The organism is Kitasatospora sp. NPDC049285, assembly GCF_040678815.1.
In the GTDB taxonomy this organism is placed as follows: Bacteria; Actinomycetota; Actinomycetes; order Streptomycetales; family Streptomycetaceae; genus Kitasatospora.
Window position 1 is genome coordinate 205,762 of record NZ_JBFAQR010000002.1, and the last position, 15,498, is coordinate 221,259.

Annotated in this window: 13 protein-coding genes and 1 pseudogene; 10 read left to right on the forward strand and 4 right to left on the reverse strand. The window is 73.4% G+C overall.

The features are described 5' to 3' along the window. Positions 1-147 precede the first annotated feature (147 nt). The gene (locus AB0K51_RS02710; protein ID WP_363449716.1) at positions 148-1,290 is read left to right on the forward strand and encodes a glycosyltransferase family 4 protein; all 1,143 of its coding nucleotides are present in this window, start codon (positions 148-150) and stop codon (positions 1,288-1,290) included. Positions 1,291-1,504: 214 nt separating this feature from the next. On the opposite strand, the gene AB0K51_RS02715 is transcribed toward AB0K51_RS02710, so the two are convergent. After that, positions 1,505-3,301 carry an AMP-dependent synthetase/ligase gene (locus AB0K51_RS02715; RefSeq protein WP_363449718.1) on the reverse strand — a complete coding sequence of 599 codons (1,797 nt, stop codon included), beginning with the start codon at positions 3,299-3,301 and terminating at the stop codon, positions 1,505-1,507. Between the two features lie 246 nt (positions 3,302-3,547). Here AB0K51_RS02715 and AB0K51_RS02720 point away from each other — a divergent pair, with 246 nt between their 5' ends. From AB0K51_RS02720 to AB0K51_RS02740, 5 genes and pseudogenes are all read left to right on the forward strand, one after another. Then, entirely contained in the window at positions 3,548-3,979 is a 432-nt protein-coding gene (locus tag AB0K51_RS02720) for an SRPBCC family protein (RefSeq protein ID WP_363449719.1), read from the forward strand. An 8-nt stretch (positions 3,980-3,987) separates the two neighbouring features. Continuing rightward, positions 3,988-5,154 carry an ArsA-related P-loop ATPase gene (locus tag AB0K51_RS02725; RefSeq protein WP_363449721.1) on the forward strand — a complete coding sequence of 389 codons (1,167 nt, stop codon included), beginning with the start codon at positions 3,988-3,990 and terminating at the stop codon, positions 5,152-5,154. Positions 5,155-5,295: 141 nt separating this feature from the next. Beyond that, a pseudogene (locus AB0K51_RS02730) lies at positions 5,296-5,466 on the forward strand (DUF5304 family protein); the annotation flags it as partial. Positions 5,467-5,662: 196 nt separating this feature from the next. Next, positions 5,663-6,604, forward strand: coding sequence for an ROK family glucokinase (locus AB0K51_RS02735; RefSeq protein WP_363449723.1), 942 nt, complete (start codon positions 5,663-5,665; stop codon positions 6,602-6,604). 133 nt (positions 6,605-6,737) lie between these two features. After that, the gene (locus AB0K51_RS02740; protein ID WP_363449725.1) at positions 6,738-7,496 is read left to right on the forward strand and encodes an endonuclease/exonuclease/phosphatase family protein; all 759 of its coding nucleotides are present in this window, start codon (positions 6,738-6,740) and stop codon (positions 7,494-7,496) included. A gap of 23 nt (positions 7,497-7,519) precedes the next feature. On the opposite strand, the gene AB0K51_RS02745 is transcribed toward AB0K51_RS02740, so the two are convergent. Continuing rightward, positions 7,520-8,116, reverse strand: coding sequence for a hypothetical protein (locus AB0K51_RS02745; protein ID WP_363449727.1), 597 nt, complete (start codon positions 8,114-8,116; stop codon positions 7,520-7,522). Positions 8,117-8,126: 10 nt separating this feature from the next. Next, a complete protein-coding gene (locus AB0K51_RS02750) occupies positions 8,127-8,906 on the reverse strand; it encodes an alpha/beta fold hydrolase (RefSeq protein ID WP_363449729.1) in 780 nt (259 codons plus the stop codon). Between the two features lie 167 nt (positions 8,907-9,073). Between AB0K51_RS02750 and AB0K51_RS02755 the strand changes: the two genes are divergently transcribed. The 3 genes from AB0K51_RS02755 to AB0K51_RS02765 all read left to right on the forward strand — a co-directional run bounded on the left by AB0K51_RS02755 (position 9,074) and on the right by AB0K51_RS02765 (position 11,788). After that, a complete protein-coding gene (locus tag AB0K51_RS02755) occupies positions 9,074-9,910 on the forward strand; it encodes a lysophospholipid acyltransferase family protein (RefSeq protein ID WP_363449832.1) in 837 nt (278 codons plus the stop codon). Positions 9,911-10,014: 104 nt separating this feature from the next. Then, complete coding sequence (locus AB0K51_RS02760) at positions 10,015-11,127, forward strand: DUF5931 domain-containing protein (RefSeq protein WP_363449834.1); 1,113 nt, start codon at positions 10,015-10,017, stop codon at positions 11,125-11,127. After that, positions 11,120-11,788 (forward strand): response regulator transcription factor, encoded by a 669-nt coding sequence (locus AB0K51_RS02765; protein ID WP_363449731.1) that lies wholly within the window; start codon positions 11,120-11,122, stop codon positions 11,786-11,788. The genes AB0K51_RS02760 and AB0K51_RS02765 overlap by 8 nt, the downstream gene beginning before the upstream one ends. Positions 11,789-11,821: 33 nt before the next feature. Here the strand turns inward: AB0K51_RS02765 and AB0K51_RS02770 are convergent, their stop codons facing one another. Beyond that, the gene (locus tag AB0K51_RS02770; protein ID WP_363449733.1) at positions 11,822-13,759 is read right to left on the reverse strand and encodes an anthranilate synthase family protein; all 1,938 of its coding nucleotides are present in this window, start codon (positions 13,757-13,759) and stop codon (positions 11,822-11,824) included. Positions 13,760-14,055: 296 nt separating this feature from the next. Between AB0K51_RS02770 and AB0K51_RS02775 the strand changes: the two genes are divergently transcribed. After that, complete coding sequence (locus tag AB0K51_RS02775; RefSeq protein WP_363449735.1) at positions 14,056-15,387, forward strand: class II 3-deoxy-7-phosphoheptulonate synthase; 1,332 nt, start codon at positions 14,056-14,058, stop codon at positions 15,385-15,387. The last annotated feature ends 111 nt before the right edge of the window (positions 15,388-15,498 follow it).

Below are 15,498 nucleotides of genomic sequence, written 5' to 3' on the forward strand. Positions count from 1 at the left end.
GTTCGGTTGCGGCGGCGTCCATGAGAACTTCGAGCCTTCCAGAACGGCGGCCCTCCCGGGCGCGTTCCCGGCGAACGGGCACGGTGACCTATCGTACGGACCACTCACAGGTACTCCGAGCACCACCCCGACCGAGCGAGCCGCGGCATGCACAAGACCCTGATCGTCACCAACGACTTCCCGCCCAGGCCGGGCGGCATCCAGGCGTTCGTCCACAACATGGCCGTCCGCCAGCCCGCCGGGTCCGTCGTGGTGTACGCCTCCACCTGGCGGGACGGCAGAGAGGTCGCGAAGTTCGACGCCGAGCAGCCGTTCCCGGTCATCCGCGACCGCACCAGGATGATGGTGCCCACCCGCCGGGTGACCCGCCGGGCCGCCGAGATCCTCCGGGCGGAGGGCTGCACCTCGGTCTGGTTCGGCGCCGCCGCGCCGCTCGGCCTGATGGCCCCCGCGCTGCGGAAGGCGGGCGCCCGGCGGCTGTTGGGGATGACGCACGGGCACGAGGCCGCGTGGGCGCAGCTGCCGGGCTCGGCGCAGCTGCTGCGGCGGATCGGCGCGGGCACCGACGTCCTCACCTACCTGGGGGAGTACACGCGCTCCCGGATCGCCCGGGCGGTGGGGCCGGAGGCCGCCGCGCGGATGGTGCAACTGCCGCCCGGTGTCGACGAGTCGACGTTCCGTCCGGACTCCGGCGGGGACGCCGTGCGGGCCCGGCTCGGGCTGACCGACCGGCCCGTCGTGGTGTGCGTGTCGCGGCTGGTGCCGCGCAAGGGGCAGGACACGCTGATCACCGCGATGCCGCGGGTGCTGGCCGCGGTGCCGGACGCGGTGCTGCTGGTGGTGGGAGGCGGGCCCTACCGGGCCGAGCTGGAGAAGCTGGTCGACTCGGTGGGCGTGCGGTCCTCGGTCGTCTTCACCGGCGCCGTGCCGTGGGAGGAACTGCCCGCGCACTACGGGGCCGGCGACGTCTTCGCGATGCCCTGCCGCACGCGCCGGGGCGGCCTCGACGTGGAGGGTCTCGGCATCGTCTACCTGGAGGCCTCGGCGACCGGGCTCCCGGTGGTGGCCGGCGACTCCGGCGGGGCGCCGGACGCGGTGCGCGAGGGCGAGACCGGCTACGTGGTGCCCGGCAAGGGGGGAGTGGAGGTGCTGGCCGAGCGGCTGGTGCGACTGCTCGGGGACGAGGGGCTGCGCCGCGAGCTCGGCGAGGCGGGGCGGCGCTGGGTCCACGACAGCTGGCGCTGGGGCATGCTGGCGCAGCGGCTGACGGGGCTGTTGGCTGCGGAGTGACAAAGCAGGGGCTCGGGGACCTGCGAGCAGCGGAAGGCACCCGGCAGCAAGATCGCGCTGCGGGTGGTCAGTTGCACCGTGGCGCGATCTTGCGGCAGCGGAGTGGTTGCGCGCGCAGTTCCGCCGCCAGCCCCAAGGGGGGCCGGGAGGTACCCCCAGCGCCCCTGACGGGGCACGAGGTCGGGGCGCAGGTTACCGCGCCCCTGGCGGGGCGTCAGCGGGTGTAGAGGGCCTCGACGTCCGCTGCGAAGTCCTTGAGGACCACGTTGCGCTTGAGCTTCAGGGACGGGGTGAGGTGGCCGCTGGCTTCGGTGAAGGCGGTGGTGAGGAGGCGGAACTTCTTGACCGCTTCGGCGTGCGAGACCGCCTGGTTGCCGTCGTCGACGGCGGCCTGGATGGCGGCGAGCAGGTCCGGGTCCTCGCGGAGGTCGGCGACGGTGGCGTCGGCGGGCTTGCCGTTGAGGGACTTCCAGCGCGGGAAGAACTCGTCGTCGACGGTGACCAGGCAGGCGATGAAGGGCTTGCGGTCGCCGACCACCATGACCTCGCCGATGATCGCGTGGGCGCGGATGCGGTCCTCGATCACCGCGGGGGCGACGTTCTTGCCGCCGGCGGTGACGATGATCTCCTTCTTGCGGCCGGTGATGGTGAGGTAGCCCTCGTCGTCGAGGGTGCCGATGTCACCGGTGGCGAACCAGCCGTCCTGGAGGGCCTCGGCGGTCGCGGCGGGGTTGTTCCAGTAGCCGGTGAAGATCTGCGGGCCCTTCAGCAGGACCTCGCCGTCCTCGGCGATGCGGATCGCGGAGCCGGGCAGCGGCTGGCCGACGGTGCCGATCTTGGGCTTGTCGTCCGGGTTGAAGGCGGTGGCGGCGCAGGACTCGGTGAGGCCGTAGCCCTCCAGGACGCGGAAGCCGATGCCGCGGTAGAAGTGGCCGAGCCGCTCGCCGAGCGGGGCGCCGCCGGAGATGGCGGCGTTGCAGCGGCCGCCGAGCGCGTTGCGGAGCTTGACGTAGACCAGCTTGTCGAAGACCGCGTGCCGCAGGCGCAGGCCGAGCGAGGGGCCGCCGGCGTCGAGGGCGCGGCTGTAGGCGATCGCGGTGTCCGCGGCGCGGTCGAAGATCTTGCCCTTGCCCTCGGCCTGGGCCTTGGCGCGGGCGGTGTTGAAGACCTTCTCGAAGACCCGGGGGACACCGAGGATCAGGGTCGGCCGGAAGGAGCCGAGTTCCTCGGTGACGTTCTTGATGTCGGAGACGTGGCCGAGCTTGACCGGGGCGATGGCGGCGGCGATCTCGGCGATCCGGCCCAGCACGTGGGCCAGCGGCAGGAAGAGCAGCACGGAGGACTCGCCGGTGCGGAACAGCTCGGGCATCCGGGCGCAGACGTTGCCGAGCTCGGAGAGGAAGTTGCCGTGGGTGAGCTGACAGCCCTTCGGGCGGCCGGTGGTGCCGGAGGTGTAGACGATGGTGGCGATCGAGTCGGGGCGGGCCAGGCGGCGGCGCTCCTCGATCACGGCGTCGGGGACGTCCTGCCCGGCCAGGGCGAGCGCGGCGATCGCGCCGTCCTCGATCTGCCAGGTGTGCCGGAGTTCCGGCAGGGCGTCGCGGACCTCGGCGACCACGGCGGCGTGCTGGGCGGTCTCGGTGATCACGGCGAGCGCGCCGGAGTCGCCGAGGATCCACTGCACCTGCTCGGCGGAGGAGGTCTCGTACACCGGGACGGTGATCGCGCCGGCGGTCCAGATCGCGAAGTCCAGCAGGGTCCACTCGTAGCGGGTGCGGGACATCACGGCGACCCGGTCGCCGGGGGCGATGCCGGTGGCGATCAGGCCCTTGGCGGCGGCGTGCACCTCGACGAGGAACTGGGCGGCGGTGAGGTCCTGCCAGTGCCCGTCCGTCTTGCGGCTGAGCACAGCGACGCCCGGGTGCCGCTCCGCGTTCTGGTGGACCAGGTCGGCGAGGTTGCCGTCACTCGGGACCTGGTAGCGGGCCGGAAGGCTGAACTCCTCGAGCAAGACTGCTCCTCGTCTGCGACGCTGCGGGACGTCAGGACGTTACTGCTCGGTAGACGAATTCGGCCAGGGGGGTCGGCCTCGTTGTTCCAAGCGTCACACCGCAGGTCGGGGTGTGGATGATCGGAACGAACCCTACGGCAGTCGTCAGGTGACCCGCCGGTAGGCGGACCGGGCGGGAAGCGCACCCGCCCGCCCGCGATAGCCTCTGCTGGGCGTACAGCAGCACGGGAGATCGCGGAGGCCGCAATGGCGGAGCACACCAGGTCGAGCATTGTCATCGACGCCACCCCGGCCGAGGTCATGGCGGTCATCGCCGACTTCGCCGCCTACCCGGAGTGGACCGGCGAGGTGAAGGAGATCGAGGTGCTGGCCAGCGGCCCCGACGGCCGCGCCACCGAGGTCCGGCTGCTGCTGGACGCCGGCGCGATCCGCGACGAGCACGCCCTCGCCTACACCTGGGACGGCGACCGCGAGGTCAGCTGGACCCTGGTCCGCAGCCAGATGCTGCGCTCGCTGGACGGCTCCTACACCCTCGCCCCCGCGGGCAAGGCCACCGAGGTGACCTACCAGCTGGCCGTGGACGTGAAGATCCCGATGCTCGGCATGATCAAGCGCAAGGCGGAGAAGGTCATCATCGACCGGGCACTGGCCGGGCTGAAGAAGCGCGTCGAGGGCTGACCGGGCGCGTGGCCACTCGTACCGTCCTGGTCAGCGGCCCGGACGCGGCCCGCATCGCGGCCGCCACCGCACTGCAGCACGCCCGGCAGGGCCGCGACACCCTGCTGCTGGCCGCCGACGACCCGCACCGCGCCGTCGACGCGCTGCTCGACGCCCGCCTCACGCCCCGACCCGTCCGGTACGACGCGCACCTGACGGTGGCCCGGATCGACGAGCAGGCCGCCTTCAGCGCCGCCCTCGACGGCTACCGCGACAAGCTCGCCCCCGCGCTCGACCTGATCGGCGCCGAACCGCTCGACCCCGAGGAGCTCGGCCCGCTGCCCGGCACCCGCGCCCTCGCCCTGCTGCGCGCGCTGCCCCGGGCCGCCGCCGAGGTGCTGGTGGTCGCCGCCCCGCCGCCCGCCGAACTGATCGCCACCCTCGCGCTGCCCGAGCAGCTCGACCGCTACCTGACCCGGCTGCTGCCCGAGCAGCGGCAGGCCGCCCGGGCGCTGCGCCCGCTGCTGGCCGCGGTGGCCGGGATGTCGATGCCCACCGACCGGCTGTTCGAGGCCCGGGCCGCCGCGGCGGGCGCCATCGCCGAGGCCCGCGCCGCGATCACCGCGCCCGGCACCACCGTCCGGCTGGTGCAGGACGCCGCCCGTCCCGACCCCGGCGGCCTGGCCCGGATCCGGGCCGGCCTCGCGCTGCACGGCCTGGCCCTGGACGCGGTGGTCGCGCACGGCGCGCTGCCCGCCGCCGCGGTGGACTCCCCGGACGACTGGCTGGCCCGCACCGCCCACCGGCAGCGCGAGCAACTCGCAGCGCTTGCCGGGCAGTTGGACGTCCCGCTGCTGACCACCCGGCAGCCCGACAGCACCCTGGAGACGCTCGCCGAGCAGCTCTACGCGGCCGGCCACCCCGCCACGCCCGCCCCCGCCGATCCCTGGGTGGAGGACCGGCTGGCCGAGGACGGCCTGCTGCTGTGGCACCTGCCGCTGCCCGGCGCCGACCGTGAGGAACTCGAACTGCTGCGCCGCGGCGACGAGTTGGTGGTCGGTGTGGGCGCCTACCGGCGGGTCCTGGCACTCCCGTCGGCGCTCCGCCGTTGCACCGTCGGCGGGGCGGGACTGGCCGCCGGGGTGCTGTCGGTGCGGTTCGCGCCGGACCCGGCGTTGTGGCCGCGCGGGCTCTGAGTCGCGCGGGAGACACGAGAGAGGGAGTGCGTGGTGGGTGCTGAGGAGCCGGGTGCGGGCGGAGATTTCGCGCCGCTGGTCGACGAGGTGCGGAAGTTCGCGACCGCACTCGGAGTGAAAGCGGTGGAGGTCGGCGGAAAGCTCCGCGAGTCCAACCCGGAGGTGTACGGACACCTCGCCGCGGCCGGCGGCGAGCTGCTGGCCGCCTACCGCGCGGCGGTCGCCGGGCACGAACGCCGCTGGTCGGCGCCCCAACACGCCGAGACCGAGCGGGTGGACCTGGACGAGCCCGCCGAGGCGTCCGACAACTAGTTAAGCCGCGACGTGGGCTTCGTGACGTTATGATCTCAGGCAATCACGGAATGGCGTCGTCAATATGACTTGTGAAGGCAGTCTGGGCGGTCTCTCCCGGATTGTCTTCGAATAATGTATGCCGGACTGTGTACGTGGGCACCCCTCAGCCGGTACCGTTCCGCTGAGCGGGAACGAGTGAATAGCTGAGGGACACATGGCTCTGACCATCGGCGTGGACGTCGGCGGTACCAAGATCGCAGCAGGTGTGGTCGACGAGGCCGGCGAGATTCTGGCCCGGACCCGGGTGCCCACCCCGGCCGACCCCCAGTGGGCGGTCGACGCCATCGCCCAGGGCGTACGAGAACTGAAGGAGCAGTACCCCGATGTCGCCGCCGTCGGCGTCGGTGCCCCCGGCTTCATCAGCCGGGACCGCTCCACCGTGATCTTCGCGCCCAACATCGACTGGGAGAACGAGCCCCTCAAGCAGCGCGTCGAGGAACTCACCGGCCTGCCGACGGTCGTCGAGAACGACGCCAACTGCGCGGCGTGGGCGGAGTTCCGGTTCGGTGCCGCGGCCGACTACGAGGACATGGTCCTGATCACCGTCGGGACCGGCATCGGCGGCGGCATCGTGCTGGACGGCCGGCTGCACCGCGGTCGCTTCGGCGTGGCCGGCGAGATCGGCCACCTCAACATGGTCCCCGACGGCCTGGAGTGCGGCTGCGGCGGCCACGGCTGCTGGGAGCAGTACGGCTCCGGGCGGGCGCTGCGCCGCTACGGCCGGGAGAAGGCCGCGGCCGACCCGATCGCCGGCAAGCGGATGCTGGAGCTCAACGACGGCGTCGCCGAGACCATCCGCGGCATCCACATCACCGAGGCCGCGGAGGAGGGCGACCCGCTGGCCCTCTCCTGCTACGCCGAGCTCGCCGACTGGCTCGGCCGCGGCATGGCCGACCTCGCCGCGCTGTTCGACCCGGGCGTCTTCGTCCTCGGCGGCGGCGTCTCCGACTCCGGCAGCCTGCTGCTCGACCCGGTGGCCGCCGCGTTCGAGACCTACCTGACCGGCGGCCCGCAGCGACCCCGCGCCAACGTGGTGCTGGCGTCGATGGGTTCGGCGGCGGGGATCGCGGGGGCGGCGGACCTGGCCCGCACCTGACGCATCGTCATGTGGATCCGCCCGGGGAGGGGAGTGCTCTCGTCGGGCGGATCTTGCTGTGCGCGGGCGGTTCCTCGCGCCCCTGTGGTTGCTGCCCTGCGGCGGCTTGTACGTCCCTGTTACTGTCTGTCAGGTGACGGACACTGGGATTGCGTTGGCGTCGTCCGGGGTGGAACCGGACGGGGCGCGGCGGGTGCGGGTGCTGAGCTACAACGTGCGGTCGTTGCGCGACGACCGGGCGGCGGTGGCTCGGGTGATTCGGGCCTGTGAGCCCGACGTGGTCTGTGTGCAGGAGTCGCCGCGGTACTGGAAGCCGGAGAAGTCGGCGGCCTGGCTCGCGCACGAGACCGGGATGGTGATCCTGGCCGGCGGCGGGCGGGTGGCGGCCGGGCCGCTGCTGCTCGGGCGGCTGCGGGTCGACGTGCTGGAACTGCGCGACGTGCTGCTGCCGAAGACCCGGGGCCTGCACGCCCGCGGCTTCGCCGGCGCGCTGCTGCGGATCGGCGGCGGCCGGCCGTTCTCGGTGACCAGCTGCCACCTGAGCCTCGACCCGGACGAGCGGCTGCGCCAGTTCGCCCTGTTGCGGCGTCAACTGCGGCCCGGCGAGCCGGGGGTGATCGCGGGCGACTTCAACGAGCACCCGGAGGACCCGGGTTGGCGGGCGCTGGCGGCCGAGCTGACGGACGCCCACGCGAAGGCACCGTGGGGCGGCACCGAGACCTCGGTGCCGGGCGACCCGTTCCAGCGGATCGACGGGGTGTTCACCACCCCGGACGTCGAGGTGCTCGGCTGCGGCGTGCCGTACCCGCTGCCGGGGGTGTCGGAGGCGGACCTGCGGGCGGCCACCGACCACCTGCCGGTGCTGGCGGCGCTGCGCATCCCGGCCGCGTAGCGGCACCGCCGGGGCGGCGCCGGTCAGACGACCGCGCCGCCCTGCGGGTCGTCGGGCTCGTCCTCGTCGCGGTCCTTCATCCGGGCGACCAGGGTGCCGAAGCCGCCGAGGAAGGCGAGCACGCCGACCCAGGCCGGCCAGCCGGAGACCTCGCGCCAGACCAGCGCGTCGAACAGCAGCAGCGCCGGGCCGCCGAGCACGGCCAGCCAGGCGAACTTGGCGGTGGTGTCGGCGGGCGGCAGCGGCGGGGGCTCCGGCGGGACGAAGTGGCCCTCGTCCTCGTCCTCGGCGACGGAGTAACTGCGCGGGCCGTCCTCGGGGCGCGGGATCGGGCGGGGGGCGAAGCCGGCCAGCGAGTTGAGGCCGGGGTCGGCGCGGCGCTCCGGACGCTCGGGCTGGGTGCGGACGTTCTCCGCCTCCGGCCAGGCCGGGTCGGTCAGGTCGACCGGCTCGTCGAACTGGGCGACCAGCGCGGCGAAGATCTCGTCCTGTTCGGCCTGGCTGCCCGCGGCGGGACGGCGCGGCGAAGGATCGGGCGCGGGCTGGGCGGTGGGCTCGCCGGACGCCGCGGCGTCGCGGGGCAGGTCCTCGTCGTCGTTCGCCTTGCTCGTCTCGTTCACAACCGGCCTTTCAGCCCGAGTGGTTCCCGGCATCGACCGCCGCTGCCGGGGCCAGCCGCCGGACGAAGTCGAGGCTCGCCCCGAAGATCAGACCGGCGTCGTGGTCCAGCGTGGCCACGTGGAAGCTGCGGTCGAGCAGCAGCTCCGTCACATCGGTCGAGGATATCCGGGCGAGCACCAGTGCCGAGTTGCGCGGCGAGACCACGTGGTCCTGCGGGCTGTGCAACAGCAGAACCGGCTGGGCCACCTTCGGCATTCCCGCCTGAACGGTCTTCCACAGCCGGGCCAGTGACCAGGCGGCGTGCAGCGGGACCTTGTCGTAGCCGACCTCGGTGACGCCCGGCAGCGCGATGTCGCCGGCCACCCCGGGCAGGGTCGGCAGCAGGTGCCGGAGCACCGGAAGAAGTACCGTCCCGGGGTTGTCGGAACGCACCGAGGGGTTGACGAGCACCAGTCCGGAGATCCGCTCGCCGAGTTCGGCGGCCAGCCGCAGGGTCAGCGCGCACCCCATCGACAGCGCGCAGACGAACACCTGCTCGCACTCGGCGGCCAGCTCCTCGAAGGCCGCCTCGGCGGTGGCGTACCAGTCCTCCCAGCGGGTCTGCTGCAGGTCCTGCCAGCGGGTGCCGTGGCCGGGGAGCAGCGGGACGGAGACGGTCAGGCCCGCCTCGGAGAGGTGTTCCGCCCAGGGGCGCATGGACTGCGGGGAACCGGTGAAACCGTGGATCAGCAGCACACCGACCGGCCCGCCCTGGCGGCGGAACGGCTCGGCTCCCGGCAGCAGCGGCATCGACGGTCTCCTGGAGGTTCGGGGTGAGGGTGGCTCGATGGTCCCACGGGGGCGAAGCGCCGTACAGAGGCCCGCTCCGGGCGGCCCGCCGGTGCACGGGCGGCAATGCCGGGGCATTAGGATCGACCGGTCCGCACAACAGGAGGCCCCGGTTGTTCTACCGACTGATGAAGATGATCGTCGCACCGCTGCTGCGGATCTTCTTCCGGCCCTGGATGGAGGGCGAGGACAACATCCCGGACGAAGGTCCGGCCATCCTCGCCAGCAACCACCTGTCCTTCTCGGACTCCTTCTTCCTTCCCGCGCTGCTCAAGCGGCGGGTCACCTTCATCGCGAAGGCCGAGTACTTCACCACCCCGGGCATCAAGGGCCGGCTCACCGCCGCGTTCTTCAAGGGCGTCGGCCAGCTGCCGGTGGACCGCTCCGGGGCGCGCGGCGCCGGCGAGGCGGCGATCCGCAGCGGCATCGCGGTGATCGAGCGCGGCGAGCTGTTCGGCGTCTACCCGGAGGGCACCCGCTCGCCCGACGGCAAGCTGTACCGCGGCAAGGTCGGCGGCCTGGCCCGGGTCGCGCTGGCCACCGGCGCGCCAGTGATCCCGGTCGCGATGATCGACACCGAGAAGGTGCAGCCCCCCGGCCAGGTGGTCCCCAACTTCGGCGTCCGCCCCGGCATCCGGATCGGCCGCCCGCTCGACTTCTCCCGCTACCAGGGCATGGAGAACGACCGCTTCATCCTGCGTTCGGTGACGGACGAGGTGATGTACGAGATCATGCGGCTGTCCGGCCAGGAGTACGTGGACATCTACGCGACCGCCGCCAAGCGCCAGCTCGCCGACGAGAAGAAGGCCGAGAACGCCGAGCGCAAGGCCCAGCAGAAGGCGGAGAAGGCCGCGGAGCAGGCCGAGAAGGCCGCCGCCGCCGAGGCCGAGAAGGCCGCCGCCGAAGCCGAGAAGGCCGCGGAGGCGGAGAAGGACGGCGGCACCGAGAAGGACACCGGGGCCTGATCGGCCGTCAGGGGGGCGTGGTGAACGAGCACAGACCCGTCGCCGCGCCCGGCGGCCGCGTGACGCGGCGGCCGGGGGTGGCCTCGGCGGTGGCGGCCGGCGGGATGTCCGTCGAACTGCCGATGTGGCGCGCCATGGGGTACTTCCGGGTGCTGGCGCTCGGCTACGCGGTGCTTCGCTACTTCGCGTCCTTCCACGACTTCCTGCACCCGGTCTCCGGCTGGATCTACCTCGGCGCCCTGACCCTGTGGACGCTGGCCAGCACCCGGGCCTTCGCCGGACCGCAGCGCTGCACCTGGCCGGTGCTCGGCACCGACCTGCTGTTCGCGGTCTTCGGCATCGTGATGAGCGGCCTCATCGACACCCCCGCCCGGATCCACGGCGGCGCGCCCACGCTGCCCACCATCTGGGCCGCCGGCACGGTGCTCGGCTACGCGGGCAAGGGCGGCTGGCGGCCCGCCGCCTTCGCCGGCCTGGTGATCGGCGCGGCCAACATCTTCGGCCACGGCGGGATCACCCCCGACAACCTGCACAACATCGTGCTGCTGCTGGTGGCCGGCTGCGCGATCGGCTACGTGATCGAACTCGCCCGCGCCAGCGAGGCGGTGCTCACCCGCGCGCTGCAGGTGGAGGCCGCGACGCGGGAGCGCGAACGACTCTCCCGGGACATCCACGACGGGGTGCTGCAGGTGCTCGCCCTGGTCCACCGCCAGCAGGGCGACGGCGCCGAGCTCGGCCGGCTCGCCGGGGAGCAGGAACGGGCGCTGCGCGCCCTGATGACGGGGGCTCAGCTGCCCGAACAGGCCGAGCCCGGCGAGGAGCAGGACCTGCGCCCGCTGATCTCCCGGCACGCGGGCGAGCGGGTCACCGTGGCCGCGCCCGGCACCCCGGTGCTGCTGCCCGCGGCGGTCGCGGCCGAGCTCGCCGCCGCGGTGGCCGCCGCCCTCGACAACGTCCGCCGGCACGCGGGGGAGTCGGCGCGGGCCTGGATCCTGGTCGAGGACGAGCCGGAGGCGGTCACCGTCTCGGTCCGTGACGACGGCCCCGGTCTGGCGCCCGGCCGGCTGGCCGAGGCGCAGCGCGACGGGCGGCTCGGCGTCTCCCAGTCGATCCGCGGCCGGATGCTGGACCTCGGCGGCAGCGCCGAGCTGTACTCGGTGCCCGGCGAGGGCGTCGAGGTGGAACTGCGGTGGCCGAGGAGGGGTACGGATGGCTGACCAGCCGGTGCGGGTGATGGTGGTGGACGACCACCCGATGTGGCGCGAGGGCGTCGCCCGGGACCTCGCCGAGGCGGGGTTCGCGGTGGTCGCGACCGCCGGCGACGGCGAGGAGGCGGTCCGCCGGGCCCGGGCCAGTGCCCCGCAGGTGGTGGTGCTCGACCTCAACCTGCCCGCGCTGCCCGGCGTCGAGGTGTGCCGCCGGGTGGTGGCCGGCGACCCGGCGGTGCGGGTGCTGGTGCTCTCCGCGAGCGGCGAGCACGCCGACGTGCTGGAGGCGGTGAAGTCCGGCGCGACCGGCTACCTGGTGAAGTCCGCCGGCCGCGAGGAGCTGATCGACGCGGTGCGCCGCACCGCCGTCGGCGACCCGGTCTTCACCCCCGGCCTGGCCGGCCTGGTCCTCGGCGAGTTCCGCCGCCTGGCCACCGAACCGCCCGCCCCCGCGGCTCCCGCGGCACCGCAGCTCACCCCGCGCGAGACCGAGGTGCTGCGGCTGGTCGCCAAGGGGCTGTCGTACCGTCAGATCGCCGACCGGCTGGTGCTCTCGCACCGCACCGTGCAGAACCACGTCCAGAACACCCTCGGCAAGCTGCAGTTGCACAACCGGGTCGAGCTGGTCCGGTACGCCATCGAGCAGGGGCTGGACGAGGAACTGGGCTGAGCCCGGGGCCGCGCCGGCCCCGGGCCCGACCGGTCAGCCGCGGACGGCCGCCGCAGTGCGCAGCAGGTCCGCGACGATCTGCACGCCCTCCCGGGTCAGCACCGACTCGGGGTGGAACTGCAGGGCGGCGAAGCCCGGGCCGCGCAGGGCGTGGACGTCCCCGGTGTGCGGGTCGCGGGCCACCTCGACGCCCTCGGCGGCCAGCCGCCCGGCGGCGTCGTCGTCGCAGCGGGCGGTGAAGGTGTTGTAGAAGCCGACGGTCCGGCGGGCGCCGAACAGGTCGACGGTCTCCTGGGCACCCTGGTACGGGACGGCCTTGCGGGCCAACGGCAGACCGAGCTGCGCGGAGAGCAGCTGGTGGCTGAGGCAGACCGCGAGCAGCGGGGCGGTCCGCTCGCCGGTGCGGACGGCGGCCAGGGCGTCGGCGACGATCGGGCGCAGGACCGCCATCTTGGGGTCGGCCGGGTCGGCGGGGTCGCCGGGTCCGGGGCCGAGGACCAGCGGGCCGCGGTGCGCGGCGACCCGCTCGCGCAGCGCCGGGGTGTCGTAGCGCAGCACCGTGACGGTGTGGCCGAGCGAGCGCAGCAGGTGGGCCAGCATCGAGGTGAAGGTGTCCTCGCCGTCGACCACCAGGGTGTCCGACCCCGGCTGCGGGGCGGCGGGCTGCTGCATCCGCAGCCAGAACGGGGCGAGGCCGGCCCGGCGCGCGTCCAGGGCCGCCTGAACCCGGTGGTCGTCGGCCAACCGGGGCCGGGCGTCGGCGAGTTGGCCGCTGCGGGCCGGGCGGGCGCCGATCGCGGAGAGCACCCCGGCGGCCTTGGCGTGGGTCTCGGCGACCTCGGAGTGCGGGTCGGAGTGCCGCACCAGGGTGGCGCCGACCCGGACCACCAGGGCCCCGGTCGCCGGGTCGACGTCGGCGGCCCGGATGCAGATCGGCGAGTCCAACTGCTGCCCGCCGCTGGCGGAGCGGCCGATCAGGGCGAGCGCCCCGGAGTAGTAGCCGCGCCCGCCGCGCTCGTACCGGTCGATCACCCGGGTGGCGTTCTGCACCGGGCTGCCGGTGACGGTGGCGGCGAACATCGTCTCCTTCAGCACCTCGCGGACGTCCATCGAGGTGCGCCCGCGCAGCTCGTACTCGGTGTGCGCGAGGTGCGACATCTCCTTCAGCCGCGGCCCGAGGACCTGCCCGCCGAGGTCGCCGACGGTGCACATCATCTTGAGCTCCTCGTCGACCACCATGGTGAGCTCCTCCAGCTCCTTGGGGTCGCGCAGGAACTCCAGCAGCGACTCGGCGGTGGGCCCGCCGGCCGGGTAGCGGTAGGTGCCGGAGATCGGGTTCATCACCACGGTGCCGCCGGACTGCCGGACGTGGACCTCCGGGGAGGCGCCGACCAGCACCCGGTCGCCGGTGTGCACCAGGAAGGTCCAGTACGCGCCGCGCTCCTGCTCCAGCAGCCGGCGGAACAGGGTCAGCGCGGTGGCGGGCGAGAAGTCCTCCAGGGTGGCGTGGAAGTCGCGCCGGATCACGAAGTTGGCGCCCTCGCCGCGCCCGATCTCGTCGTCGATCACCCGCCGGACGATCCCGGCGTACTCCTCGTCGTCGATGTCGAACTCCCCGCCGCGCAGCGCCACCGGCGCGTCGGGCAGCGCCTTCAGCACGTCGGCCAGCGGCAGCGCGTACTGCTCGTCGACCCGCAGCGCCCGCAGCGGGGTGCCGTCCTGGCGGGCGTCGAAGCCGCGCTCGCGGATCTGCGCGTAGGGGACCAGCGCCAGCAGGTCGTGCCGGGGGCCGTCGGCGGGGACGCCGAGGCGTACCGGGAGGTCGGCCAGGGTGTCGTGGTCGCCGACCTCGCCGAGCAGCAGCTCGACGGTGTCCGGGGCGAGCCGCGGGGCGCGGCGGTGCAGCAGGGCGAACGCGGGGGCGCCGGGGGCGGTGAGCCGGGCGAGCAGGCCGGCGGCGGTGGTGGTCACGGCTGCGGGTGGTCCTTCCGGGAGTGGGCTGCGGGGGTATCCGCCGGTTCCGGGAGGGCCGTGACACTCGACACAGACGTCGACGGCCGCCCCGAAGGGCGGCCGTCGTGTCGTCTCAGGGACGCGCGATCCGTGGGCCGCCCAACGGGCTGGCCCACCACCAGGAGAAGGTGTGCGGCGCGGTCACGGACCAGACGATAGCCGATGCCCGGGGGCCGCGGGGTGATGTCCACGACCCGTCTCACCCAGCGGGCGGATGCCCCAATTCGCTTGTGACACCCCGTAGCCTTGGGTGCGTGACCGTGACTAACCACTCCTGGCAGTCCCTGCCCGCGGCGCAGCAGCCTGAATGGCCGGACCAAGAGGCTCTGCGCAACACCCTTGCGGAGCTCGCCTCGTATCCGCCCCTCGTCTTCGCCGGCGAGTGTGACCAGCTGCGCGCCCGGCTCGGCGCCGTCGCGCGTGGTGAGGCGTTCCTGCTGCAGGGCGGCGACTGCGCCGAGGCGTTCGACGCCGTCTCGGCCGACCAGATCCGCAACAAGCTGAAGACCCTGCTCCAGATGGCCGCCGTGCTCACGTACGCGGCGTCCGTCCCGGTGGTCAAGGTCGGCCGGATCGCCGGCCAGTACTCCAAGCCGCGTTCGAAGAACGTCGAGACCCGCGACGGCGTGACCCTGCCGGTCTACCGCGGCGACTCGGTGAACGGCTTCGAGTTCACCCCCGAGGCCCGGATCCCGAACCCCGAGCGCCTCAAGCGGATGTACAACGCCTCCGCGGCCACCCTGAACCTGGTGCGCGCCTTCACCACCGGCGGTTACGCCGACCTGCGCCAGGTGCACGCCTGGAACCAGGACTTCGTGCGCAACTCCCCGGCGGGGCAGCGCTACGAGCAGCTGGCCCGGGAGATCGACCAGGCGCTGGCCTTCATGAACGCCTGCGGGGTGGCCCCCGAGGAGTTCAAGACGGTCGAGTTCTTCTCCTCGCACGAGGCGCTGATCCTCGACTACGAGACGGCGCTGACCCGCACCGACTCGCGCACCGGTGAGCTGTACGACGTCTCCGGCCACATGGTGTGGATCGGCGAGCGCACCCGTCAGCTCGACCACGCGCACATCGAGTTCGCGGCCAAGATCCGCAACCCGATCGGCGTGAAGCTCGGCCCGACCACCACGGTCGACGACGCGCTCACCCTGATCGACCGGCTCGACCCGGACCGCGAGCCCGGCCGGCTCACCTTCATCACCCGGATGGGCGCGGGCAAGATCCGTGACCACCTGCCCACCCTGGTGGAGAAGGTCACCGCCTCCGGCGCGCAGGTCGTGTGGATCACCGACCCGATGCACGGCAACACCTTCGAGGCGTCGAGCGGCCACAAGACCCGCAAGTTCGACGACGTCCTGGACGAGGTCAAGGGCTTCTTCGAGGTCCACCGCGCGCTCGGCACCCACCCGGGCGGCATCCACGTGGAGCTCACCGGCGACGACGTCACCGAGTGCGTCGGCGGCGGCGACGAGGTGCTGGTCGACGACCTGCACCAGCGCTACGAGACCGCCTGCGACCCGCGCCTCAACCGCAGCCAGTCGCTGGACCTGGCGTTCCTGGTCGCCGAGATGTACCGCGGCCAGTAACCGGCCGGCAGTGTGACGAAGGCCCCTCCGCATTCGGGACATCCGAGTCGGAGGGGCCTTTTTCGTACCCGGACCACCAGGTAAGGTAAGGCTCAGTAAACCGCACGAGCT

Excerpts from the sequence above, each read along its gene's own strand:
- AB0K51_RS02710 (WP_363449716.1), top strand. The coding sequence starts at position 148 with ATGCACAAGACCCTGATCGTCACCAACGACTTCCCGCCCAGGCCGGGC.
- AB0K51_RS02720 (WP_363449719.1), top strand. The coding sequence starts at position 3,548 with ATGGCGGAGCACACCAGGTCGAGCATTGTCATCGACGCCACCCCGGCC.
- AB0K51_RS02735 (WP_363449723.1), top strand. The coding sequence starts at position 5,663 with ATGGCTCTGACCATCGGCGTGGACGTCGGCGGTACCAAGATCGCAGCA.
- AB0K51_RS02750 (WP_363449729.1), bottom strand. The coding sequence starts at position 8,906 with ATGCCGCTGCTGCCGGGAGCCGAGCCGTTCCGCCGCCAGGGCGGGCCG.
- AB0K51_RS02755 (WP_363449832.1), top strand. The coding sequence starts at position 9,074 with ATGAAGATGATCGTCGCACCGCTGCTGCGGATCTTCTTCCGGCCCTGG.
- AB0K51_RS02760 (WP_363449834.1), top strand. The coding sequence starts at position 10,015 with ATGTCCGTCGAACTGCCGATGTGGCGCGCCATGGGGTACTTCCGGGTG.
- AB0K51_RS02765 (WP_363449731.1), top strand. The coding sequence starts at position 11,120 with ATGGCTGACCAGCCGGTGCGGGTGATGGTGGTGGACGACCACCCGATG.